Source organism: Nonomuraea turcica, assembly GCF_030718205.1.
Classification (GTDB): Bacteria; Actinomycetota; Actinomycetes; order Streptosporangiales; family Streptosporangiaceae; genus Nonomuraea.
In genome coordinates this window covers 1-22009 of sequence record NZ_JAUZQF010000029.1, presented here as the reverse complement: position 1 = coordinate 22009, position 22009 = coordinate 1, and the positions used below count along the sequence as shown (strand labels likewise).

22 protein-coding genes and 1 pseudogene are annotated in these 22009 nt (G+C 69.8%); 11 read left to right on the top strand and 12 right to left on the bottom strand.

The window, feature by feature from the left end; translation table 11 throughout:
- Positions 1–86 precede the first annotated feature (86 nt).
- Both Q9G87_RS49255 and fdhF read left to right on the top strand, forming a co-directional pair.
- Positions 87–1685: an NADH-ubiquinone oxidoreductase-F iron-sulfur binding region domain-containing protein gene (locus tag Q9G87_RS49255; protein WP_305923601.1), complete on the top strand. Its 1599-nt coding sequence runs from the start codon at positions 87–89 to the stop codon at positions 1683–1685.
- The gene (fdhF, locus tag Q9G87_RS49250; protein WP_305923600.1) at positions 1682–4339 is read left to right on the top strand and encodes a formate dehydrogenase subunit alpha; all 2658 of its coding nucleotides are present in this window, start codon (positions 1682–1684) and stop codon (positions 4337–4339) included. The genes Q9G87_RS49255 and fdhF overlap by 4 nt, the downstream gene beginning before the upstream one ends.
- On the opposite strand, the gene Q9G87_RS49245 is transcribed toward fdhF, so the two are convergent.
- On the bottom strand, positions 4328–4651 hold the full coding sequence (locus Q9G87_RS49245) for a flavoprotein (protein WP_305923599.1): 324 nt from the start codon (positions 4649–4651) through the stop codon (positions 4328–4330). The two genes, fdhF and Q9G87_RS49245, sit on opposite strands and share 12 nt — an antisense overlap.
- Between Q9G87_RS49245 and Q9G87_RS49240 the strand changes: the two genes are divergently transcribed.
- Complete coding sequence (locus tag Q9G87_RS49240) at positions 4650–4781, top strand: hypothetical protein (protein ID WP_305923598.1); 132 nt, start codon at positions 4650–4652, stop codon at positions 4779–4781. The two genes, Q9G87_RS49245 and Q9G87_RS49240, sit on opposite strands and share 2 nt — an antisense overlap.
- Positions 4782–4910: 129 nt before the next feature.
- Positions 4911–5189 carry a DUF4342 domain-containing protein gene (locus tag Q9G87_RS49235; RefSeq protein ID WP_305923597.1) on the top strand — a complete coding sequence of 93 codons (279 nt, stop codon included), beginning with the start codon at positions 4911–4913 and terminating at the stop codon, positions 5187–5189.
- Positions 5190–5308: 119 nt separating this feature from the next.
- On the opposite strand, the gene ppk2 is transcribed toward Q9G87_RS49235, so the two are convergent.
- Genes ppk2 through Q9G87_RS49225 form a run of 3 tightly spaced genes read right to left on the bottom strand, consistent with a single transcriptional unit; the run spans position 5309 to position 7296 of the window.
- Positions 5309–6109, bottom strand: coding sequence for a polyphosphate kinase 2 (ppk2, locus tag Q9G87_RS49230; RefSeq protein WP_305923596.1), 801 nt, complete (start codon positions 6107–6109; stop codon positions 5309–5311).
- A 24-nt stretch (positions 6110–6133) separates the two neighbouring features.
- Complete coding sequence (locus tag Q9G87_RS61015; RefSeq protein ID WP_371825943.1) at positions 6134–6400, bottom strand: BON domain-containing protein; 267 nt, start codon at positions 6398–6400, stop codon at positions 6134–6136.
- A 53-nt stretch (positions 6401–6453) separates the two neighbouring features.
- Positions 6454–7296, bottom strand: coding sequence for a universal stress protein (locus Q9G87_RS49225; protein ID WP_305923595.1), 843 nt, complete (start codon positions 7294–7296; stop codon positions 6454–6456).
- A gap of 163 nt (positions 7297–7459) precedes the next feature.
- Here Q9G87_RS49225 and Q9G87_RS49220 point away from each other — a divergent pair, with 163 nt between their 5' ends.
- Positions 7460–7900, top strand: coding sequence for a pyridoxamine 5'-phosphate oxidase family protein (locus Q9G87_RS49220; protein WP_305923594.1), 441 nt, complete (start codon positions 7460–7462; stop codon positions 7898–7900).
- On the opposite strand, the gene Q9G87_RS49215 is transcribed toward Q9G87_RS49220, so the two are convergent.
- Together Q9G87_RS49215 and Q9G87_RS49210 are read right to left on the bottom strand one after the other, a co-directional pair.
- Positions 7895–8227 (bottom strand): universal stress protein, encoded by a 333-nt coding sequence (locus tag Q9G87_RS49215; protein WP_305923593.1) that lies wholly within the window; start codon positions 8225–8227, stop codon positions 7895–7897. The two genes, Q9G87_RS49220 and Q9G87_RS49215, sit on opposite strands and share 6 nt — an antisense overlap.
- Before the next feature lie 87 nt (positions 8228–8314).
- Positions 8315–10768: a cation-translocating P-type ATPase gene (locus Q9G87_RS49210; RefSeq protein ID WP_305923592.1), complete on the bottom strand. Its 2454-nt coding sequence runs from the start codon at positions 10766–10768 to the stop codon at positions 8315–8317.
- 246 nt (positions 10769–11014) lie between these two features.
- Between Q9G87_RS49210 and Q9G87_RS49205 the strand changes: the two genes are divergently transcribed.
- The gene (locus Q9G87_RS49205; protein ID WP_305923591.1) at positions 11015–11194 is read left to right on the top strand and encodes a hypothetical protein; all 180 of its coding nucleotides are present in this window, start codon (positions 11015–11017) and stop codon (positions 11192–11194) included.
- 343 nt (positions 11195–11537) lie between these two features.
- Here the strand turns inward: Q9G87_RS49205 and Q9G87_RS49200 are convergent, their stop codons facing one another.
- Together Q9G87_RS49200 and Q9G87_RS61010 are read right to left on the bottom strand one after the other, a co-directional pair.
- Positions 11538–11825 carry a 3'-5' exonuclease gene (locus Q9G87_RS49200; RefSeq protein WP_371825948.1) on the bottom strand — a complete coding sequence of 96 codons (288 nt, stop codon included), beginning with the start codon at positions 11823–11825 and terminating at the stop codon, positions 11538–11540.
- A 6-nt stretch (positions 11826–11831) separates the two neighbouring features.
- Positions 11832–11963 carry an exonuclease domain-containing protein gene (locus Q9G87_RS61010; RefSeq protein WP_371825942.1) on the bottom strand — a complete coding sequence of 44 codons (132 nt, stop codon included), beginning with the start codon at positions 11961–11963 and terminating at the stop codon, positions 11832–11834.
- Between the two features lie 287 nt (positions 11964–12250).
- Here Q9G87_RS61010 and Q9G87_RS49195 point away from each other — a divergent pair, with 287 nt between their 5' ends.
- Both Q9G87_RS49195 and Q9G87_RS49190 read left to right on the top strand, forming a co-directional pair.
- Positions 12251–12553: a hypothetical protein gene (locus Q9G87_RS49195; RefSeq protein ID WP_305923590.1), complete on the top strand. Its 303-nt coding sequence runs from the start codon at positions 12251–12253 to the stop codon at positions 12551–12553.
- A gap of 18 nt (positions 12554–12571) precedes the next feature.
- Positions 12572–13198 carry a hypothetical protein gene (locus tag Q9G87_RS49190; protein WP_305923589.1) on the top strand — a complete coding sequence of 209 codons (627 nt, stop codon included), beginning with the start codon at positions 12572–12574 and terminating at the stop codon, positions 13196–13198.
- Here the strand turns inward: Q9G87_RS49190 and Q9G87_RS49185 are convergent.
- Positions 13173–14360 carry a hypothetical protein gene (locus tag Q9G87_RS49185; protein WP_305923588.1) on the bottom strand — a complete coding sequence of 396 codons (1188 nt, stop codon included), beginning with the start codon at positions 14358–14360 and terminating at the stop codon, positions 13173–13175. The two genes, Q9G87_RS49190 and Q9G87_RS49185, sit on opposite strands and share 26 nt — an antisense overlap.
- Before the next feature lie 28 nt (positions 14361–14388).
- Entirely contained in the window at positions 14389–15471 is a 1083-nt protein-coding gene (locus Q9G87_RS49180) for an ImmA/IrrE family metallo-endopeptidase (RefSeq protein ID WP_305923587.1), read from the bottom strand.
- Between the two features lie 225 nt (positions 15472–15696).
- On the opposite strand from Q9G87_RS49180, the gene Q9G87_RS49175 reads away from it, so the two are divergent.
- Entirely contained in the window at positions 15697–16020 is a 324-nt protein-coding gene (locus tag Q9G87_RS49175) for a DUF4365 domain-containing protein (protein WP_305923586.1), read from the top strand.
- Positions 16021–16773: 753 nt separating this feature from the next.
- Positions 16774–19473 (top strand): PIN domain-containing protein, encoded by a 2700-nt coding sequence (locus tag Q9G87_RS49170; RefSeq protein ID WP_305923585.1) that lies wholly within the window; start codon positions 16774–16776, stop codon positions 19471–19473.
- Positions 19474–19530: 57 nt separating this feature from the next.
- Here Q9G87_RS49170 and Q9G87_RS49165 read toward each other — a convergent pair whose 3' ends face one another.
- Complete coding sequence (locus tag Q9G87_RS49165; protein ID WP_305923584.1) at positions 19531–19785, bottom strand: helix-turn-helix transcriptional regulator; 255 nt, start codon at positions 19783–19785, stop codon at positions 19531–19533.
- Between the two features lie 153 nt (positions 19786–19938).
- Between Q9G87_RS49165 and Q9G87_RS49160 the strand changes: the two genes are divergently transcribed.
- The gene (locus Q9G87_RS49160; protein WP_305923583.1) at positions 19939–21351 is read left to right on the top strand and encodes a hypothetical protein; all 1413 of its coding nucleotides are present in this window, start codon (positions 19939–19941) and stop codon (positions 21349–21351) included.
- A gap of 77 nt (positions 21352–21428) precedes the next feature.
- On the opposite strand, the pseudogene Q9G87_RS49155 reads toward Q9G87_RS49160, so the two are convergent.
- Positions 21429–21866 (bottom strand): annotated as a pseudogene (locus tag Q9G87_RS49155) (transposase); the annotation flags it as partial.
- Positions 21867–22009: the final 143 nt, after the last annotated feature.

Below are 22009 nucleotides of genomic sequence, written 5' to 3'. Positions count from 1 at the left end.
AAACGGGCATGAATAAATGCGTGGACCGCCCCTTTGATGCGTTCCGGGCTCTCTCCGATCGGCGCGGCCGGCCAGGCGTGCGATTGATGCAGGCCCTGGCCCAGGCGGCGTCCGAGACCGTCGCCGGGCCGCAGGCGTGGGCGCCGGAGATCGCGCGCGGGTTCGGGCTGCCCGCGGCGGCCGGGCTTGGCCCGGCGAGCTTCTACGCCGATCTGGCCGCCGGGCATGGGCGCCGCCACGTGCGGGTGTGCGTCGCGACCGCGTGTTTCGCGGCGCGCGGTAACCGGCACCTGCCTGAGATCGAGCACGCTCTGGGCCTGAACCGTGGCGAGTCCACGCCCGAGACGTCGGTGCAGGCGGTCCGGTGCCTGGGTTACTGCTACGCGGGGCCCGCCTGCCTGGACAGTGACACGCCCTGCACCGGCCCTAAGATCGCCGAGCAGATCTCCGGCCGGGAACCGCCGTACGCGCCGCCGATCCCGGTGGCGGACGCCACCGGTGAGCCGGTCGTCCTCGCCGGGATCCTCGCCGGTCAGCCCGCCTGGCGGTCCTGGGTGGAGACCGTGGGCCGGCGCACGCCCGAGCAGGTTGCCTCACAGGTGGCGGCCTCCGGGCTGCAGGGCCGGGGCGGAGCGGGATTCCTGGTGACCGACAAGTGGGCGGCCGCGGGTCATTCACCGGACACCGTGGTGATCGCCAACGGCGATGAGGGCGATCCAGGCTCCTACGCCGATCGGCTGCTGATGGAGGAGGATCCCGGGCGGGTACTCGAAGGGCTGGCGCTGGCGTGTCTGGCCTGTGGGGCGCGTCGTGGAGTGGTGCTGGTGCGTTCGGAGTATCCGCGGGCGCTGGCCCGGATGCGCGCGGCTGTGGCGCAGGCGTACGAGGACGGGCATCTGGGCGCGCACGTGCACGGCAGCGATGTGGATCTCGACGTCGAGGTGGTGGGTGGCGCGGGATCCTATGTGTCGGGCGAGGAGACGGCGCTCATCGCGGGGCTGGAAGGCGGCCGAGGCTGCGCGCGGGCGCGTCCGCCGTACCCGACCAGCAGCGGTCTGTGGGACGCGCCGACCGTGGTCAACAACATCGAGACCCTGGCCGCGATCCCGTGGATCGTCCGGCACGGCGGTGACGCCTACGCCCGCCGTGGCACGCCGGGTGAGCCGGGCACGAAGCTGGTCTGCCTGTCGGAGCGGTTCGCTCGCCCCGGCTGTTACGAGGTCGAGCTCGGCACGCCGCTGCGCCGGATCGTCACCGAGCTGGGCGGCGGCCTGCGTGACGGCGCCCAGCTCGCCGTGCTGCAGGTCGGCGGCCCCCTTGGCGGATTCCTGGCGGAAGACGAGCTGGACGTGCCGCTGAGCGGGGCCACGCTGAGCCGGCACGGCGCAGCGCTCGGCCACGCGGGACTGGTCGCCATCGACCATCGGCCGGCACCGCAGGACGTGCTGCGGCACGTATGGATGTTCGCCGCCGCCGAGAGCTGCGGCGCCTGCTCGCCCTGCCGGGTCGGCTCACGCCGCGGGCTGGAAATGATCACGGTCGGCGATCCACCCGGCGAGGCGTACGCCCGCATGCTCAATGTGATGAGCCAGGCCAGCCTGTGCGCGTTCGGCCGCCGGGTGCCAGCGGCCGTGCGAAGCCTGGCCCGGGCCTACGGAGACCGGCTGCGGAGGTGGGGCGGATGAGAGTGATCGTGGACGGCGCCCGCGTCGCCGTACCCGAGGGTGCCAGCATGCTGTCCGCGGTCCGCGCGGCAGGCGGTGAGCTCCCTACGCTGTGCCACGACGACCGCATGTCGCCCGTGGGCTCCTGCCGTACCTGCCTGGCACGGCTGGACGGGCACGTGGTCGCCGCCTGCGTGACCCCAGTGACAGACGGTGCTCACGTGGAGGTGGATCAGGACGACCTGCGCCGACTGCGGCACGACGCCGTGGAGCTGATCGTCTCGGCGCTCCCCGGCTACGCCCTGGAGGGCGACACCGAGCTGGCCCGATGGTGCCGGAGGCTGGGCGTCGGCCCGGGAGCCGCCGAACCATGGCGCGGCCGCGACGACAGCCATCCCTACGTCCGGCTGGATCGCGACCTGTGCATCGCCTGCGGCCGATGCGTACGCATGTGCGCCGAAGTCCAGGGCACCTTCGCACTCACCCTGACCGGACGCGGCAGCCACACCGTGGTCGCGCCGGGAACCGGCGGCCCCTGGGCCGACTCGGACTGTGTTGCCTGTGGCGGCTGCGTGGACTCCTGCCCCACCGGCGCGCTCACCGAGCCCGGCCTGCCGCCCGGCACCCACCTGTCGGCGCTCTCCCGTACCCGCACCACCTGCGGCTACTGCGGCGTCGGCTGCGCCCTGGACGTGCTGACCCGCGACGGCGAGGTCACCGCGGTCACGCCCGCCCACGACGGCCCGGTCAACCGCGGGCACGCCTGCGTCAAGGGCCGCTTCGCCCACGCATTCCACCGCTCACCCGAACGCCTCACCCGGCCGCTGCTCCGCCGCGGAACCCGGCTCGAGCCCGTGACCTGGCCCGAAGCACTCGACCACATCGCCCACGGACTACGGACAGCGATCGACCAGGCAGGCCCCGACGCCGTGGCGGCGATCTCCTCCGCCCGGGCCACCAACGAGGAGAACTACCTCATCCAGAAGTTCATGCGGACCGTCATCGGCACGAACAACGTCGACAACTGCTCGCGCCTGTGCCACTCCCCCTCCGCCGCCGGGCTGACCGCCGCCTTCGGGCTGTCCGGCGGCACCGACAGCTTCGACGACGTCGAGCACGCCGACTGCCTGCTCGTGGTGGGCGCCAACCCGATCGAGGCACACCCGGTCGTCGGGGCACGGCTGCTGCAACGCGTCCTACGCGGAGCGCGACTGGTGGTCGCCGACCCGCGCGCCGTCGGGCTGGCCGAGCACGCGGACGTCCACCTGCGGCCCCGGCCGGGCACCAACGTCGCTCTGTTCAACGGCCTCGCGCACATCCTGCTCGCCGAGGGCCTGACCGACCCCGACTTCCTGCACCACCGCACCACCGGTCTGACCGAGCTCACCGCGCTCCTCGACGACTACCCACCCGACCGCGTCTCGGCCATCACCGGCGTTCCCGCACCCGACCTCGTGACCGCCGCACGACTGTACGGCCGAGCCGAGCGACCCGCGATCCTGTACGGGCTCGGCGTGACCGAGCACCTGCACGGCACCGACGGCGTACGAACACTCGCCAACCTCGCGATCCTGCGCGGCGCCGTCGGCACCGACCGCGGCTACGGCGTGAACCCGCTGCGCGGCCAGAACAACGTCCAAGGCGCCTCCGACATGGGCGCTCTGCCCGACCTGCTCCCGGGCTACGCCAAGGTCAGCGACCCGGCCGCCCGTGCCAGGGCCGAGCAGATCTGGGGCGTTCCGGTGCCGCGCCGCGACGGCCTGCGCATCCCCCGCATGTTCAGCGCGGCGCGGGCCGGTGAACTGCACGCACTGTGGATCGTCGGCGAGGACGTCTGCGCCACCGACCCGGACACCAACCAGGTCGTCGAAGCGTTGGAAACCTGCCCCCTGGTCATCTGCCAGGAACTGTTCCTCTCCGAGACCGCCCGCCACGCCGACGTGGTGCTGCCCGCCGCGTCCTGGCTGGAAAAGGACGGCACCTTCGTCAACTTTGACCGCCGATTCCAACGGGTGCGCCCCGCCCTGGCCCCGCCCGGACAGGCACGCACCGACTTCGCCATCGTCCACGCCCTCGCCACCGCGCTCGGCGCCGACCTGGGCTGCCCCACCCCGGCCGCCGCCCTCGCCGAATGCGGCCAGGTCGCCCCCGCCTTCGCCGGCATCTCACACCAGCGGCTGGACCGGGAAGGCGCCCTCGCCTGGCCCTGCCCCGACGCCGGCCACCCGGGGACGGGCAAGCTGTACGTGGACCGGTTCGCCACGGCCGACGGCTTGGCCCACCTCGCCGCCTGCCCCTACCTCCCGCCCGGCGAGAGCCCCGACGACGACTACCCGCTCATCCTGATCACCGGCCGCCGATGGGCGCACTACAACTCCGGCAACATGACCAGGCGAACGGACAACATCCGCCTCGACCCCGCCGACCGGATCGACGTCAACCCCGCCGACGCCGCCCGGCACTCCGTACACGACGGCGACCCGGTCACCGTCGAAAGCCGCCACGGACGCGCCACGCTGACCGCCCGCATCACCGACGACACGGCACCCGGCCAGCTCTTCTGCGCATTCCACTTCCCCGCCAGCCAGGTGAACGCCCTCACCTCCGGCCACGCGGACACGGTCACGTCGTGCCCGGAGTACAAGGTCACTGCCGTACGTTTGTCACCCGGTTAAGACTCCGTCAGCAGGATTCGCATGCCGGGACACCCTGCCCGGGCCAATGCCCGCCCACCTCTTGGCGGCGGGTGCGGGCAGTTCGAGCTGGTAGAGAACGCGGGCCACCACGTGGTCGACGATGTCGTCGACCGACCTCGGGTGGTTGTAGAAGGCAGGCATCGGCGGCACCATCCGCACGCCCATGCGCGAGAGCGCCAGCATGTTCCCGAGATGGATCTCACTCAGCGGGGCGTTCTGCCTCTTCGGCGTGGCCGTGACGGCCGCTTTCGCGTTGTTCTCCGCCTGATCCGTGGCCTCGGTGCTGGCCATGGGCCTGCCGTGGCTGCCCAACCGCCTGGGCCGCGACCCCCCACCTACGGTTCCCGGCGCGCTGGCCACCGTCATCCAGGACCTGGTCTCCACCACGGTCTACCTGCTCACAGCGCTGGCCTTCACCTGACAGCCCACCGGAGATTCCAGCCGCTCCGAATCGGGACCACTGGCGGCGATGATCAGGCCCTTCGCCCGTACCCCAAGAGGCTGCCTGGCGGAATCCTGACAGTGGCGCAAGTCAGAAAGGAGACAAGAAATGACCATCACAAAGGAAGAGGTCCGGGTACGTGGTGCGGAACTCGCCGAAAAGATCAAGACCGTCATCCATGAGGGCAACGTCAGCCGGATCATCGTCAAGGACACCCACGGCCACACCGTGATGGAGATCCCCGTGACCGTCGGCGTGGTGGCGTTCATCGCCGCTCCCGTCGTCACCGCCGCCGCCGCGCTGGCCGCCGCTGCGGCCGAATGGACCATCCAGATCCACCGCGACCCCCAGGATGAGCAGGACCCGCCGCCGATTCCTCCAGTCTGAAGACCATCAGGGCGAGCTAGGGCGTGGACCCGGCCACACGGCGCCGGAGTGGAATGAGCCGTGTGACCGGGGGACGCCGGGCTCGCCATGGCTCGGCGGAGCGGTACGCGGTGTGGCGGTCACTCGTGAGCGAGCTCCGCAGCCACGTCGGGAACGTGCGTCTCCAGACGGGGCGGGCGGCGATAGCCCGTAGAAGGTGGTCGCTTCGGGATCTCCAGCGGCGTCCGCTGCACCTCCCGGTAGGGGATCGTGGACAGCAGATGGGAGATCATGTTGATCCTGGCCCGCCGCTTGTCCCCGCTCTCCACCTCATACCAGGGTGCCTCAGGGATGTGAGTGTGGATCATCATCTCGTCCTTGGCCCGGGAGTACTCCTCCCACCGCGTGATCGACTCCAGGTCCATCTGCGACAGCTTCCACCGCCGCATCGGATCCTCCAGCCGGGCCCGGAAGCGCCGCTCCTGCTCGGCGTCGTCGACGGAGAACCAGTACTTGCGCAGCAGGACCCCGTCCTCCACCAGCAGCCGCTCGAAGATCGGGCACTGGTGCAGGAACCGCGTGTACTCCTCCTGCGTACAGAACCCCATCACCCGCTCGACCCCGGCCCGGTTGTACCAGCTGCGGTCGAACAGCACGATCTCCCCGGCGGCCGGCAGGTGCTCCACGTACCGCTGGAAGTACCACTGCGTGCGCTCACGCTCGGTGGGCGCAGGCAGCGCGACGATCCTGGCCACACGGGGGTTGAGGTACTCGGCCACCCGCTTGATGGTGCTCCCCTTGCCCGCGGCGTCCCGCCCTTCGAAGATCACCACCACTCGCCGCCTCTCGGCCTTCACCCACTCCTGCAGCTTCACCAGCTCGGCTTGCAGCCGAAAGAGCTCCCTCTCGTACGGCTTACGCCGCAACCTCTGGTCGGCCATAAGCGAACCCTTCCTACACGGCCACTAAGGTGCTGCCGGACCCATCGTGCCAGGCCGACCGTAAGGCGACGGTCCGTCGGCTGGCGAGCTGAGGCACGACCATGATGTCCTCCACGTCGCAGGCCACCTCATACTCCACGTCGATGACGCCTCGACCTCCCGAACCGCCTCTACCAGGGCGATGGCCTGAGAGCGCCGCCGCACGCGGCCGCTGACCGTCACGATGCCCTGGTGGACCTCGATGGTGAACGCCTCAGGGTCCGGGAGAACGGCTCTGACGTCCGCCTTCAATTCGGTGGCCGGGCGGGTGAAGACCTATAGCACGCAGGTCTCAGGTTCTTGCGCTAGGCGCGGACCACCGCCACCGGGCAGCGGGCATGGTGCAGAACGCCGCGGCTGACCGAGCCGAGCAGCACCGACCCCATAGCGCCCCGCCCGTGCGAGCCCACCACCAGCAGATCCGCCCGTCCGGACGCGTCGGTGAGCGCCTCCACGGGATGCGCCGAGTGCACGTCCTCGATGATCTTCACTTGCGGGTAGTCCTTGGCGAGGGCTTCCAGCCGGTTCCGGACGACCTGGTGCTGTGCCGTACGGACCTCGTCCATGTCATAGGCGATTGCCGGGGCGTAGGCGTGTACCGGCAGCTGCCAGGCGTGCAGCACCCGCAGTGCGGCTCCCTGCAGCTGCGCCTGCTCGAAGGCGTAGGCGAGCGCGGGCTCGCACTCGGGCGAGTCGTCCACGCCGATGACGACCTCGCCCTGGGGCGGCCGGTGCTCGCCGCGGACCACCACGACGGGGCAGTGGGTGTGCCCGGCTACATGAGTGCTGACGGAGCCCAGCAGCGCGCCGGCGAAGCCGCCGAGCCCGCGGCTGCCGACCACGATCTCGGTGGCGTCTTTGGCCTGCTCGCGCAGGACCACGGTAGGCGTGCCCTCGACCTGTTGCGTGGTGACGTCCACGGTGGGCTGGCGCTCGTGGACGAGTGCCTCGGCTTCGCGCAGGATTCTCCGCCCTTCGCGGAGCAGCACGTCGGGCAGCCCGACGTCAGGGTATTTGCCGATCTGGTACCAGCTACCGTCCATCGCATACACCACCCGCAGCGGCACCCGCATACGGCAGGCGTCGTTGGCCGCCCATTCCACCGCGGCCCGTGAGTTCACAGAGCCGTCCACTCCGACGATGATCATGATGTGTCCCTCCTTGGTCGTACCTCCATCGCACCCTGCCCGCACCTGCCGGGTGCAGGGCCGGAGGTCGGTCGCTCAAGGGACGAAGGACCCTGTCTGCCCTGCCACGAGATCGCGAGAGTAGCGTCATCACTGTGACCGTCACCAAGGAGGAGAGATACGGATGACAACCCCTGGCGACTCGCGTCCCGCCGCGGCAGAGCCGGCACTGGAGGTCCTCGATCGCGAGGAGTGCCTGCGACTGGTGGCGCCGGGCGGCATCGGCCGGGTGGCGTTCAACGGCTCGTACGGGCCGACGGTGCTGCCCGTCAACTACAAGATCCACGAGAGTGCCATCGTCTTCCGCACCTCTTATGGCGGCCCTATGGATCAGGACCTGCGCACCGGCCTGGAAGGTGTGGAGATCAAGATCGGTTTCCAGGTGGATCGGATCGACGAGGCTAGGCAGGAGGGCTGGAGCGTCCTCATCCAGGGCCCGGCGCACCACGTGCCGCCGGACGAGGTCCCCGATGTCGATGTCACCCCGTGGGCGGGCGGCGACCGCCCTCTGTATATCCGCATCGTCCCGCACCAGGTCACGGGCCGCCGCATCCACCGTCTATGAGGCTGCGGCCGGACAGCCCCTGAGCCGCCGGGTGTCGGCGGACTGCGACTCGTGCCTCAGCCGCTCTGTCACCACACCGATCGCTAAAGCCGTCGCGACCTTCTCCGCGAACGGCCGGTGACCGGCTTGTGCCGCCGCGGCGGCCAGCAGCTCGGTCAGCGTCCGGTGGTCACTGGCCGCCGTGAGCGGGTGCTCGTCCGCCCACGGCGCGCGTACGTGCACGATCCGCAGGTCCAGCCCGCGCCGGGCGGCATCGTCGGCCGCCCAGGCCAGCGCCTCGTACGACGATGGCGATCCATCGACTCCGACCACGATCGGCCTGTTCATCGCAGTCTCCTTGCATGGGTCCCCGATCCCCATCGTCAGAACACGCCTGGCACACGCCGTGCCTCTAGAGGCCGAAGTCCTCCTTCATCAGGGACGACCGTCCCCGGTCGGCGCTGGCTTGGCGGCCGTACGAACTCGGCGGGCCAGGTCGCACAGCGGCGGGGTGAGTATGGCGGCGCCCAGTGCCATGGCCCAGCCCAGCGGCGGGATCGGGGCAAGGGCGAGCAGCGTGCCCAGCGGCGGCACCAGCGTGACCAGCGCCTGCAGTGCGGCCGTCCCGCTCACGGCGACCAGTACCGCCCAGCCGTGCCACCAGCCGCGCTCGAACGTCCACCGGCGGGCCCGGGCCACGTAGGCGAGGGTGAGCCGGGCGAACACGAGCGTGAGCACGGCCTGGGTCCTGACCTGGTCCTCGTCCCAACCGAGCCGTCGGGCGACCTCGACGGCGGCAACGACGAGCAGGCCGACGATGAGCGAACGGATCCCGATCCTCACCAGTACCGATCGCGACAGCAACCCGTCCCGGCCGGGCCTGGTGGCGAGGGGATCGCCGGGTGCGCGGTCGACGCCCAGGGCGATGGCAGGGATGCCGTCGAGCACCAGGTTGATCCACAGCAGTTGCACCGGCAGCAGCGGGATGACCAGGTCCGGCCAGGCGAACAGGCCGACCAGCACGAGGAAGATCTCGGCCAGGTTCCCGGCCAGCAGGTAGCCGATCATCGAGGCGACGTTGTGGTGCAGGCGGCGGCCCTCGCGCACGCCGGTCACGATCGTGCCCAGCTCACCGTTGGTGACCACCACGGCCGCAGCCTCGCGGGCCACGTCGGTGCCCTCCTCCCCCGCCATGGCCACGCCCACGTCCGCATGCCGCAGGGCGGGCGCATCGTTGACGCCGTCGCCGGTCATCGCCACGACGTCACCGCCGTCGCGCAGCGCCCGTACCAGATCCAGCTTGGTTGCCGGGTCGACGCGGGCCAGCACGCCCGCTTCCCGCAGGCGGGCCGGGCGGTCCTCCCCGCCCAGCTCTGTCCCGGTCACCACCGGCTCCGGCTCGATGCCGACCTCCTCAGCCACCGCCCGGGCAGTGTCCGCGTGGTCGCCGGTCACCATGATGACCCGGATACCGCCCGCCCGGGAGTCCGCCACCGCCTGCCGGGCCGATGGACGGATCTCGTCACTCAGCCCGACCAGGCCGACCGGCCGCAGCCCTGTCGCGTCCAGATCGTCGGTGTCACCCTCGGCCAGGGCCAGCACCCGCAGGCCGCGCCCGGCCAGTTCCGGCACGGCAGCGGCCAAGCGCTCGGTGGTCTCGGTCGCGGCGCATCGGGCGAGTATCACCTCCGGGGCGCCCTTCACGGTCAGCACCGGGCCGACTGTGACGACGGCCATCGACCGGATGTCGGCGTCAAAAGGCCTGGTGACCATCCGAGGCCCCGTCGGCCGCACTCCGTGGCGCTCCGCCTCGACCAGGAGGGCCACGTCCACCGCGTCCCCAAGCCCGTCACGGGCGTCGTTGCAGCGCACCGCGGCCCGCCACAGGTCCATGCCCGGGACCTCCAGGTGGTCGGCCACCGCCAGACGGCCGGTGGTCAGCGTGCCGGTCTTGTCCGAGGCGATCACGGTAGTGGCACCCAGCGCCTGGATCGCCGACAACCGCCGCACGATCACCCCAAGCCGCGCCATGCGCTGCGATCCGAGCGCCAGCGCGGTGGTGACGGCCGCCGCCATGCTCTCGGGCACCGCCGCGATCGCCAGCGCCACCCCGGCCAATACCAGGTCGAACGGCTCGATCCCGCCCCGGGTGAAGCCGAGCACCACCATGACCACGCCGGCCGCCACGGCCAGCAGGCCGATGCGCTTGGACACCTGGGCCAGTTCGACCTCCAAGGGCCCCTTGACGTGACCGTGCAAGGCCGAGGCGATGCGGCCCACCTCGGTGGTGGCGCCTGTGGCGGTGACCACCGCGGCACCCGAGCCTCGCACGATCATGCTGCCGGAGAACAGCTCCCCGTCTCGGTCGCCCAGCGGCCCCTCCGTCAGCCCTCCAGCGCGTTTGCCCGCCGAGCGCGACTCCCCCGTCAGCATCGACTCGTTCGCCGCCAGCGAGGCCGCCTCGACCACCCGCGCATCGGCGGGCACCCGATCGCCCGCCGCCACCTCCACCACGTCGCCGACGACCACCTCGGCCGCCGGAATCCGGCGCACGACGCCACCTCGGCGTACCTTGGCCATCGGCGCGGTCAGCATCCGCAGCGCCCGAACCGCCTGCTCCGCCTTGACCTCCTGACTCACCCCAATGACCACGTTGACGACCAGGATGGCGAGGATGGCCGCGCCTTCGGGCACCTCCCCCAGCACCACCAGCGTGACCAGACCGGCGATCAACAGCAGGAGCGACAACGGGTCGGCGAGCTGACGCACCGCCCGCACCAGCAGCGAAGGTTGCTTCGGCTCCGCCAGCGCGTTAGGCCCGTGCTCGGCCAGCAGCCGAGCGGCCTCCTCATCGGCAAGCCCGGCGAACGCATGCGTGATGGCATCCATGTCCCCACCAGATCATCCCTGGCAGCGAGGACGCGCGAGCCAAAGGCCCTTTCCGAAAGGGACCTTTGGCCCGAACCCTCGCGTAAGCGCCTCGCACCGCGATGAGGTCACCACGTAACGAATGTCCGCCCCGGAGGGATGGCAGCCGATGCCTTTGGTCCCTTCGATCTGGGACATTCGCCGCTACCCGACAGACCGTCGAGCATGCACCCTGTGGTTGTTCCGTAACGTGGAGGTGAACCCATCATGATCGGTGGACGGATGGTCATGGAGGCTCCAGCACTCGATGTCGAGTTGCTGGAACTGAAGAAGCGGCTCAACGACCTGGAAGAGCAGGTCCGTACGCTGACGGCGGCGAACCTTGCCCTCGTACGGAGTGTGGAGAACCTCCGCCGCACCTATGCCGGCCTGCCCCTCGAGGTATGAGCGGTGCCGGTCGGGTTGTTTGCCCGTACAACCCCATTCGGCAGGCGCACGCCCCACAGAGCCCGGGGTGTGGCGGGTAACGATCAATCAGGAAGGCTGACACGCGGACAAGCAGCCTCACAACTGAGCGACGACGAGGTCCTCTACTTCTTCGCCGGGGCTCCTGCGAGCTTGGACTAGGCGTCCAGGGCGCGGTTGGCGACCAGGGCGAACAGCACCCGTTCGGTGAACGGGCTGCGCGGCGACGAGGTCGAGTTCACGGCGCTCCGTAGCCGTGACGACGCCGTCCGCCTTGGCCGCGTGAGCCAGAGTGTCCAGGTACTCGTGGTGCAGACGGATGGCGTCAGCGCGGCTGAGATCCAGTCGTGCGGCAGCGGGCAGGGAAGCGGGCGGCCTCGGTCATCGTGCAGATGCCGATGGGGCCCGGGTCGAGGATCGGCGTGCCGGCCCGCGCGTATTCGTCGTGCAGGAAGCCCAAGTCGAAGCGGAGGTTGTGCGCCACGGGCGCTCGGCCGCGCAACAGCTCGGTGAGTGCCCCGGCGATGTCCTTGAAACTCGGGGCATGCCGGACGTCGGCGGCGCGGATGCCGTGGATGTGCTGGGCGCCCAGATCGCGCTCGGGGTTGACCAGCGTGCTTCATTCGTCCGTGATCCGCCCCAGCGGGTCGAGCACGACGACGGCGACCTCGATGATCCGGTCGTGCCACGACGGCCGCAGGCCCGTGGTCTCCAGGTCAATGACGGCGTACCGGAGCTGGCTGCTGTCCATCCGACCCCCCTTCTCCTGCCTGTTGGGACCATCGCCGCCGGGATCGCTGCGGTTTCGGGCAGCGCACGCATTGTGATGGGTTCGTGACAGAGGCGTCGCGGGAGACGGGCAGGGGCGTATGCTCGTGCGTCGTCACCACGCTCTGCTCAGCGCGGCCCGTGAGGGAGATGGCCCGTGGCTGCCGGGGCAGGCACGCGTCACGTGCTATGGATTATGCATTCGTTAATCACTAGGGTGAAGGGGTGCGTGGAGCCGGACTGGAAGACATCCGTGGGGTCTCTGCCTGCATGTTCGGCAATCGGTATCGGCTGGAGGTGCTGGAGGCGTTCGCCAGCGCACCGGAGGGTCAGGTGAACCTCGGGAGGCTGGCCGTCCGGCACGGCGTGCAATCGGCGGTGTACTACCCGGTGGTACGGGACCTGCTGGCCTTGCGCATGGTGAGCAGGGTGACGGAGGTCGGGCGAGACCGGCGGCGCTGGTATCGCAGAACAGGCGGCGACGCCCTTTGGGAGCCATTGGGACGGTTGGTCGCGGGCCTGCGGGGGCATTACGACCTGATCGCGGGGGACGGGCTTGGACGACACGAGTGAGCAGAAGAGGGTGAAGACGTGACCGGCGCCGCAGAGGTTTTTCCTCAGGCCGTCGCCGACGTGCCGGGCTTTCCCCTGAACCGGACTTTCTCGTCGCATGTGGTGCTGCAGGGCACCTCAGTCTTGCTGCACTACGAGCCGGATCAAGCCGAGATCGAGCGACGCCGACACACCGGAATGACGGCCATCACCTCACCGGATGCGCTGCGAGTCCTGCTGGACCTGCCGGTGAACGTGCCGCTGCCGCTGTCGGCAGTCGGACGGATGGCATCGGATGCACTGCGCCTGCTCCCGAACGGCGCGATGCACCGAAACCAGGGCCATGTGACCCGCTTGGCGGTCCCCCCGATCGAGGCGCGTCTGGCGGTCGTAGCGACCCGATCGTGGCGCGTCGGCCTGGAGCGGGCAGGCCGGTTCGCACCGTTCTGTCCGCGCGCGATGCTGCTTCCCGCGCCACCACGTGATCTCCACATGCTACGGATGGAAGCCGACTTCTACGGCATCGGCGTGATCGTCGACGCCGACGGCGAATCACACGTAGTCGTCCCACCGGCGCCCTTCGAACGCCGCAGATTCTCCGCCGCGGGCTGGCTGTTCCTGGAGCAGGCCTACCAGCAGATCACTCTGCCCCCGGCGGGGGCGTGACCGCCTGACCGTCGGTGCGGAGCGGCAGGCTGGCCCACTTCTCCAGCGGCTTAGGCGGTTTGAAATGGTTGGGCTGCTTGATACGGGTGTTCTCCAGGGCGTGCGCGTTTACGGCCTGCTTACAGCGGGCGCGCCACCAGATCTGCCGGTCGGCCAGCGTGGGCTGCTCCAGCAGATCGGGCAGCCAGGCGTTCCAGGTGGCGCTGTTGTGCGCGTGCGCGGCCGCCTTCACCACGTTCGTGAGGCCGAGAAAATCGTCCAGCGGCCTGCCTTGGCAGCGGCTGCAAGTGCAGCGGGGCGCAGTGGCGTTGGCGTAGGAGTCGGCGATGAACTTGGCGCTGCTGAAGCGCAGTAAGGAGGGGATCAGCACCGAGGGGTAGTTCGCTGCGCCGCCGGAGGTCTCGGCGCGTTCCCCGGCGGGGACGAGGTGGCGCAATGAACCGCCCGCGCCGATGCCGGCGAAGCCGGCGCCGTGGGCCAGCGCGTCGAACCCGGCCAGGTCGGTACGCCACAGCCCGGTGCCCGGTACGTCGGCCAGCAGTTCCCGAAGCTGCTGGGGGGCGGCCGCGAACTGCTGCAGCGGATCGCGCTGCCCGCCGAGGATCAGCGCGATCGGGTGCTCCATCGCGCGGATCGCAGCCACCAGGGTCGTGCGCGCCTCCGGCCGCAGCCAGCCGATCGAGACGGGAAGCGTCACCACGACGTCATCGCGCCGCAGCGCCTTGGTCGCCTTCACCACGGCCTTCAAGGCCGCGGGATCGCCGGCCTTGATATAGCGGGTCGGGGTGATGGCGAAAGAGGCCCCGTTGTCGAGCTGCTCTTGAAGCGCGCTGTCCAGGTCGCCGCCGAACAGGACATCCTCTGGCAGGCAGAACGGCGCGTCGGTGGTGGCGACCTCCTTCTCGTATGCGGCGCAGTCTTCGGCCAGTACTCCGGCGAAGGTCCGCCGCAGTGCGTGCAGCCGAGCCGAGCAGCCGGTGCCGCACACCACCAGGCCGCCGTGGTCGGGATGGAGGTAGCCGGGCGCTTCGGGCAGCAGGTTGGCGCGCTCCAAGGTCAGGGCGCGCTGTGTGATGGCGCGCCCGGCCGTACCGTGGTCGGGCGGCGAGGTGAGCAGAGAGCTCGCCACGGTACGGGATGGTGCGCTGGTGCGGTCGTCCATGTGCTCACCTCGTGAGACGTAACCGGTGTCAGGCGGGGTTGGGGTCCGGCGAGCCGGGGTGGGGCAACAACAAGCGGGTGAACTCTTCAGCGAGCAGTCCTGCGATCTCGGCGGCGCGGTCGAGTCCGTGTTGAGCGACGAGGCGTTGCGCCGCGGCGGGCACGGTCTGCGGGAGTTCGCGCGGGATTTCGCTGGGCTCGTGGGTGCGGTAGCCGAGCGTGGACATCTCGATCATCAGGTTGCGATACTGCCATTCACTGATGGCGGCCAGGGTGAGCGCCTTGCGGGCCACGGCGGCCATCGACACTCCCCATCGTCGCTTCAGCAGCTGGAGACGCGGCAGGTCCAAGCCTGCGCTCAACTCGCCACCGATGTCCGCGGCGGGCATCAGGAACTCGCTGGCGAACTCATCGGCTTGCCGCTCCTGCTGCGGGGTGGCGCCAGGCTCGGGATGCATGATCACGTGCCCGAGCTCGTGGGCAAGGCTGAACCGGAATCGGTCGGCCGGAGCGTGCGCGCCCAGCAGGAACAGCGGGCGCTCGGCTCCGTTCCACTGGCTGACCGCGTCCAGGTCACGGCTTTCGAGGTCGCGTACGAGAATCAGTCCGCCGGCACCTTCGATCATCCCGACCAGGTGGGTAATCGGCCCGGCGGGAACTTCCCACAGCTTGCGCAGTGTTTGTGCCGCCTCGGTGGGGGTGTCGAGGTCGTTCACGGCGATACGCTCGAAGCGGTGCAGGGTTTGATCCGCGGGCAGGGCCCGGAGGAGACGGCGTGTCTGCAGGCGGCTCAGGGCGAGCTGCGCGTGGATGCGGCGCAGCGCATGGGCTCCCAGCGCGGCCTTCTTGCGGTGGTGCACCAGCCCGATGCCGACCCCGCTCAGGTCGGCGTCCAGGCGAAGCAGCGCCGGAGGGTAGCCCAGAGCGCGGGCGTACACGGTCTGGCGATCGCCCTCGACAGTGAGGCGGCCCGCTTCGGCCTTGCTCACATAGCCCTGGCTGATCGGCTCTCCCGCCAGGGCCGACATGGCGTGGGCGAGCGCGGTCTGGGTCATCCCGCGTGACTCACGAGCCAGCGTCAGCATGCTCGCATGCGCCGTCTCCTGGGTCACACCACGCTCCCGAGCTCGCCATCCACCGCTCTTCTATCCCTCAGATTACATCACCAAAATATTCCTCGCGTTGGAATGGTGTACCACGCTTCGAGCGGATCTCATCCTTTCACCGGAACGCGTAGCCCTCTTGGTTGTGCGGGGTGGCGTCTCTGCCGGTTCGCTAAGCTGTTCGACCTGGCTCGTGGGAGCCCTCCATCCAAGCCGGCTCACAAAGGAGTGGCTGTGCGGGTCGATGCTTCTGTACACGTCGAGCGTGCGGGCGTGGCCGCCGTGGCCAAGGCCGTCCACGAACGTCTCGGCTGGCTGTGCCGAGAACAACCGGTCAACGACTTCGGGGTCGATGCCATCCTCGAGCTTGTCGAGAATGGCCACACCGCCGGGCGCCTGCTCGGTGCACAGATCAAATCCGGCCAGAGCTGGTTCAGCGAGCCAACTCGCGATGGCTGGATCTTCCGCTTCACTGATGAGCACGCCCAATACTGGTTCGACTACGACATCCCCGTCGTGATCGTCCTGCACGACCCCGTCTCGGGAACGCTCTACTAGCAGTCGCTCTCCCACGACGCAGCCGAGTCCACGGGCAAAGGCTGGAAGGTGACCATCCCAGCCGACCAGCAGATCGACCAGGCCAGCGTGCTCGCGCGCACTAGCCTGGCGCGCCCCGCGCGCGAGGACGGCGACCCGGCCGAGCAGCGTTTCGCCCGATGGCTGGACCGCCTGCCCGGCGAGGCGCGCGACCGGCTCGAAGACACCCGGCGCCGTGCCCTGCAAGACGGCGACACCGCTGGAGCGCGTGCCGTCGAACGGCTGGCGGATCTCCTGCAGGCAGCCCCGCCGGCCGACGCGGTCTCCACCCTCCTGGCGAAAACCCCCGCATGGTGCCGGCCAAAGAATGGGGTGGCAGCTATGGGCGTCGGTAGCCGACTACGCCAACGAGCATCTTCTGGAGCCTCAGGCGGCGGCATGCTTCAACCGTGCCGTGACAGCGGGAGCCACCCCGGCGCAGCGGTGGCGAGCCTTCGCCGGACTGTCTCTGATCCGCTCCGACCCAGCACAGGCGACAGCGATCCTGACCGAGACCGCGCCGTCGCCGGACGGCCGGCTCCTGGCCGACCTCGGCCTTGCCCTGCTCGAGCGCGAAAGACCGGCGGCAGAGGACCTCTTGCCCTTCCGGCCAGCCTCGCGGAGGCCGTCGAAGACGGCAGTGTCCGCTCGGAAGGTACAGCTCTGCGCTTTCTTGCCGATCAAGCCATTGCCAGTCACGATCTTGACACGGCCGTCACCTGGCTCGAGACGCTGGTGTCCGCCTTCCCCCGAAGCAACTCGGGCCGGATCGCGGTGGCCAGGGCTCTAGCTCAGCGGGCCAGCATCGGCATGAGCCCGCTGCACGAGGGCGACCTCACCCGTGCTCGCAAGCTCGCCGACAGCGCCCGGGCCGAGCAGCGCCGCTGGGGCGGACCAAGTGAACATCCGGCCTACGTCCTGTTCCATATTCACCTGCTCACCGGCGATCTCGACGCCGCGATCGCCGTCGCGCTGCCGGAGCCGTACGGGCAGGCCAACGCCCGGGAGGCCGCCGCTGAGCACCTGGCCCAGGCCGCCGCCCGGGTCGCACTGCAACTCGGTCACCCTCAGGCCGACGACCTGGTCGCCAAGGTAAGCAGTCCCGTCGGCACCGCCGTGCTCGACGCCGTCCGCGCCGACGCCCAGGCCGCCGAACCGAGTGACCTCATTCCCTTGTGGAACCACGTCGTGCAGTTGGCCGCTGGCGATGCCCTCGAAGAACGCATGATCGCCTTCAGGGCGCTGGCGGAACTGGGCGCCTGGCCGCTGCCCGGTCTCGAGGACCTCGTGGCCCGCGAGGTCGTCACCGCCGAGGAGGCCTCGGCCCTGCACGCACGAGCCGACATCGCCAAAGGTCACCACCAAGCCGGCCTGATGCGCCTGCGGCAACTCGCCGATCGCTCCCTGTCCGGCGCGGCCGCCCTGGTGCAATCCCTGGTCGAGCTGGAACGCCACACCGAAGCCGTCCACGCGTGCGACCGCGCGGCCGCCCGGTTCGGTGCCGTCGAATTCCTGCAGCGGGCGCTGCGGATTCTCGACCGCACGGGCCAGCACGACGAGTGGAGATCTCGGGCCCTGCTGTTGCTGAGCCGCTCCAGTCTGCCCCAGGCCGTACGGGAGCCGGGACCGCTGACGGCCGAGCAGGTGGGGTACGCCTGGAGCCTGATCGGCGCACGCTGGTTCGCACGCCAGCCCGACCTCGCGCTCCGGGCTTACACCGCGCTGCTCCCGCCGGTGCTCACCCTTACCCAGGCGCAGCTCAAGGCGGCAGTGCTGCCGCGGACGGGATGGTCGGCCGATACCGTCCAGGAACTGCTCGATCTCGTGGAACGCTTCCCGGAGCACACCCAGTTCACCGGCCAGGTGCTCATCACGATCCTCCTCGCCACCGGCGAACCTCCCCACGAGGACGACTCGCTCCCCAGTTCCCCGCCGCCCACACTCGTCCTCCCGCCCGCGCTGGGCGCCCGGCTCCAGGCCGCCCTCGAGACACATCCGCGCCTGCACCCGGACGGGCCGCTGCGCCCGGTCGATCCCCAGGACATCACCGATCCGGAGGCGCTGCGCCAGATGCTGGAGCCGGGCGCCAGCCTCGCCCAACACCTGCGTGACCATGTCCTGGCCGACGCCATCCCGCTCGGGCTTCTGGCCAGCCAGCTCAACCGCCCCTATGCGCTGGCGCTGCTACAGCGTGCGGCCGGCTGCATTCCCGCAGGCGAGGCCGATCCCGAACGCTTCGACGTCGAGGTAGCAGCCGTTCGGGCTGCGCTGGACCACGTCGTGGTGATCGACACCAGCACGCTGTACCTGGCCACCCAAACCGTCGCTGGCTTCGCCGAACTACGTTCGCGCTTCGCCGCGGTCCATCTGCCGTCCCCGTGCTACGACGACCTCACGATGACCACGATCGCCATCGACCAGGTGCGGAAATCGTCGATGAACATCGGCGTCGAACCCGGCTCCGGCCTGCGCGTGTCCCAGCTCACGCAGCAGGAAAGGGACCACCTGGGTAACCGGATGCAGCAGCTGGTGAAAGCGGCCGGGCTCACGGGCATCGCCTCGGTGGCGGATCTGTCCCTCGTGACGGAACTCATGACCGGCGGTCTCGATGCCGGCCTGGTGGCCCAGAGGCCGACCTTCACCTTGCAGCGCGAAGGCGCATGGCTGGCGGCAGTACAACACGCCCTGGAGACAGGGTCTCCTCTCTGGAGCGACGATGTCGTCCTGCGCGCCATCGCCGCTGGGGCCGAGATCCCCACGTTCGGCACATTGGCGTTGCTGCATGTTCTCTACGACCAGGGACTGGCCGACGCCACGGACGACGACCACCGCCGTTTCCTGGCCGACTATGTGGTGGATCTGCCCCTGCACCCGGATCTGCTGAGCCAGCAAGCCCAGGCCGACGGCTGGCAGCCGCGCAGCGCAGCCGTGCCCTTCGCCCGTCCCAGCGCCTGGCGGGAACCCCTCGAAACGCTGGAGACCTTTCTCACCCTCATCCGGGCGGTTCATCGGCAGGAGCCGCAGGCCGTCGCAGGATGGTTGCTGTGCGGGATATGCGGCTTCGCCGGGTCGGCCCGCCCGCAAGAGGCGCCCGCCCGTGCGGCGCGCCTGACCTGCCTGGTCGCCGAGCAAACAGTGGGGCTGACCCGGCAAGGACTCAGCGAGCTGGTGCTGTCCGCCGAGACGGGACTGCGTCAAGCACGCGAACTCAGCGCGATCCGCGCCAGCCTGGCTGAAGAAACGACGCCGGCTGGCACTTCAGATGACCCTGAGACGCTGCGCGTCCACATCACTTCGATCCTCCTGGAAACTCTCCAGGCGCAGACTCAGCCTGACAACGAGGCGGACGCAATCAGGAGGAAGGCGGAAGACTTCGTCGAGAGCGCCTACGCCCTGGCCGAAGCCCGCCAGGACGATCAGCACCACACGACGTAAGGACTCGGTTGTGGTGCCTGGCCGATCGCGTGGGCTTTTCCCCGTGGAGCCGGGGCATCATCGATGCTCCGGCGCTCCACTCCACTCGAACAGATCCCTGGTCGGCACCCGCAGCGCGTCGGCGATCTGGAACACCTTGTCCAGGTGCGGGCTGTACATGCCGTTCTCGATCCGGTTGATCGTCTTGCGGTCGACGTCGGCCAGCTCGCCCAATTGCTCCTGAGTGAGGCCATGCCCTTCGCGGAGCTCACGCAGCCGCAGGCCGAACTGTCTGCGCAGCTCAGCGAGGCGTGGCGTGATCGGATCGGGCACTCACCCACGGTGGCGGGCATGATCCTCACAGGTCTGTACCAACGTTGGTACAAATGGCGGTAGTGGCACCGGACCGCACAGCTGTGACGTGCAAGCATGCAGCCGCACCCCGACGCGTGCAGCCGTTCCCGCAGCCCCTTTGGAGAAAGAGGCATGACCCGTTCCCGCCAGACCCGCTCCCTCCCGGCCCGCACCATCACCCCGCCCCGACGCGACCGTCACGGCGGCTTCTCTCCCGCCTGGCTGCTCATGCAGGCCGCCCGGCTCTCCTGGGAGATCCGCAACGTCCTTCAGCTGATCAACGGTATGCGGCTCAACCTCAGCGAAGAGCTGCACATCCACAGTGAGGCCAGCGACATGCTGCTCAATGCTGCCCACGCCACCGCCATCATGGAAGCCCGGCTCCCGCTGGCCCCGGCCTGGGGCAGCGGGCCGCCTCGCGCCCGCTCCATCTTCGCCCAGGCCCGCGAGGCCGGCACCGACCCCGCCGAGGTCCGCCCGGACGTGGAACTGGCGAGGCCGCCCATCGACCCACAGATCATCTGCGACGTGGAGGCCGCCTACCGCGAGGACCCGGACCCCGACGCGCAATGCGCCGGCACCACACTGAAGAAGGACCGCTGCGCCAAGACCATCGTCACCGGCATCGGCTCAGAGCACTGCGCCGTGCACCTCACCCCCGCCGAACGCCAGCGCCGTGACAAGCTGCGCGCCGCCCAAGACCGGCGCATGCAAGCCATCCAGGACGCGCTCGAGGAACACCGTCTGACGTTGGCCACCGCCTGGATCGACCGCTACGGACACCGCCCTCACCGGGTCGAGTTGCCCGCCGCGCCGAGCCGGCCCCGCCAGGTCATTCCCTTCGACGGGCATCCAGGGCTGACCCTCGGCAAGGACGAGCAGGCCATGCTGGCCTTGTTCGACACCGGCTGGCCGACGCTGTGCCCCCGCTCAGCGGAGATCGTCGGCGCGCTGCTGGACTGCCCGCGCGCCACCACCGCACGCCTGGCCGAACTCGCCGCCGCCCAGACACCCGAGCGCTGGTCCAGCCCGCAGCAGTGGCTCGACTCCGGCATCTGGGACGGCATTCAGCCTCCCGGCCTTGACCTGCCCGCCGCTGGAGAGGACCCCGGACTGGATGAGTACCCGCCCGTCCAGGTCCTGCGCCACCACATCAAGGAGGACCACGCCGTCTGGGAGCGCTGGCAGGCCGGGTTCGCCACCCTCATCGAGGCCTGCGACGACCCGCCCGTGGACACCATGGCCGACCTGCTGGCCTTCTGGCAGGACATCGGCATTCTGATCTCTCACGGCAACGATGCCGGCCATCCCGTCTGGAGTCTCGACACCTCGCCCCCCTCGCCGTGGCGCGTGGTGTACGCCCGAGGGCCTCTCGTCCCGCCGCACATCCTGGCTGCCGCCTTGGATTGGCTACTCGATCAAGACGTGCCCTTGGACGCCGACCTCCCGCCGCGCGAAGTCTTCAATCTGATTATGACATCGAGCGCGCACCATGGCCCCGCCGACAATGCCAGCACCAGCGGCGCCGTCGGTGTCCCCGGCTGAGCCGCGCTCGGCGCGCTGTCGGTGTGGCTCCCCGCGCTGTGCGGGCAACACCGACAGCAGCCCGTGGGCCAGTCGGTCTAGGCCGTGCCTGGCAACGCAGCCCGGATCCGCGGTCGTGAATCACGTGCCGGTACCGTTCGACCGGTGATGGGATGGCCGAGCATCACACGGGTCAGCCCCTGAAGCCTGCTCCAGGCCTGTCGAGCGCAACAGCAGAGCTGCTGGAAAGCGCTGCGCGAACGGGCTGGCCGGTCGGGGTAGGCGCCGGGGATGTAGTGGTCGGCCAGGCGCAGGACGTTGGTGCCTGCCGCGGTCGGGACATGCTGGACGTGGGTCTTGGCCAGGCCTTTGTAGCGGCATTCGCATAGTTCGTGGGCGCGGGTTGTCTCCGAGACAGTGGCCTCACAGCCGGCGCGTAACGCGTAGCGGGCCTTCCACTCGTCGGTGTGCTGGTCGGTCCGGTTGCGGGTCTGGATCTCCTGAAGGGGCTGGGGCTGCAGGGTGAGGTGCCGGCGCTCACCCTCCCTGTGATGTTCACGTCCAGGGAGATGGTGTGCGGGTGATCAAGCCCTGGACTGGTACGGGTGAGATCCATGTGACAAGAGACGGCCACTCCGTAATCCTTCGATTCGCTCATATCAACACGAAGGGGACGAAG

Excerpts from the sequence above, each read along its gene's own strand:
- Q9G87_RS49255 (WP_305923601.1), top strand. The coding sequence starts at position 87 with ATGCAGGCCCTGGCCCAGGCGGCGTCCGAGACCGTCGCCGGGCCGCAG.
- fdhF (WP_305923600.1), top strand. The coding sequence starts at position 1,682 with ATGAGAGTGATCGTGGACGGCGCCCGCGTCGCCGTACCCGAGGGTGCC.
- Q9G87_RS49240 (WP_305923598.1), top strand. The coding sequence starts at position 4,650 with ATGGGCCTGCCGTGGCTGCCCAACCGCCTGGGCCGCGACCCCCCACCT.
- Q9G87_RS49245 (WP_305923599.1), bottom strand. The coding sequence starts at position 4,651 with ATGGCCAGCACCGAGGCCACGGATCAGGCGGAGAACAACGCGAAAGCG.
- Q9G87_RS49235 (WP_305923597.1), top strand. The coding sequence starts at position 4,911 with ATGACCATCACAAAGGAAGAGGTCCGGGTACGTGGTGCGGAACTCGCC.
- ppk2 (WP_305923596.1), bottom strand. The coding sequence starts at position 6,109 with ATGGCCGACCAGAGGTTGCGGCGTAAGCCGTACGAGAGGGAGCTCTTT.
- Q9G87_RS49225 (WP_305923595.1), bottom strand. The coding sequence starts at position 7,296 with ATGATCATCGTCGGAGTGGACGGCTCTGTGAACTCACGGGCCGCGGTG.
- Q9G87_RS49220 (WP_305923594.1), top strand. The coding sequence starts at position 7,460 with ATGACAACCCCTGGCGACTCGCGTCCCGCCGCGGCAGAGCCGGCACTG.
- Q9G87_RS49215 (WP_305923593.1), bottom strand. The coding sequence starts at position 8,227 with ATGAACAGGCCGATCGTGGTCGGAGTCGATGGATCGCCATCGTCGTAC.
- Q9G87_RS49210 (WP_305923592.1), bottom strand. The coding sequence starts at position 10,768 with ATGGATGCCATCACGCATGCGTTCGCCGGGCTTGCCGATGAGGAGGCC.
- Q9G87_RS49205 (WP_305923591.1), top strand. The coding sequence starts at position 11,015 with ATGATCGGTGGACGGATGGTCATGGAGGCTCCAGCACTCGATGTCGAG.
- Q9G87_RS61010 (WP_371825942.1), bottom strand. The coding sequence starts at position 11,963 with ATGGACAGCAGCCAGCTCCGGTACGCCGTCATTGACCTGGAGACCACG.
- Q9G87_RS49195 (WP_305923590.1), top strand. The coding sequence starts at position 12,251 with ATGTTCGGCAATCGGTATCGGCTGGAGGTGCTGGAGGCGTTCGCCAGC.
- Q9G87_RS49185 (WP_305923588.1), bottom strand. The coding sequence starts at position 14,360 with ATGGACGACCGCACCAGCGCACCATCCCGTACCGTGGCGAGCTCTCTG.
- Q9G87_RS49160 (WP_305923583.1), top strand. The coding sequence starts at position 19,939 with ATGACCCGTTCCCGCCAGACCCGCTCCCTCCCGGCCCGCACCATCACC.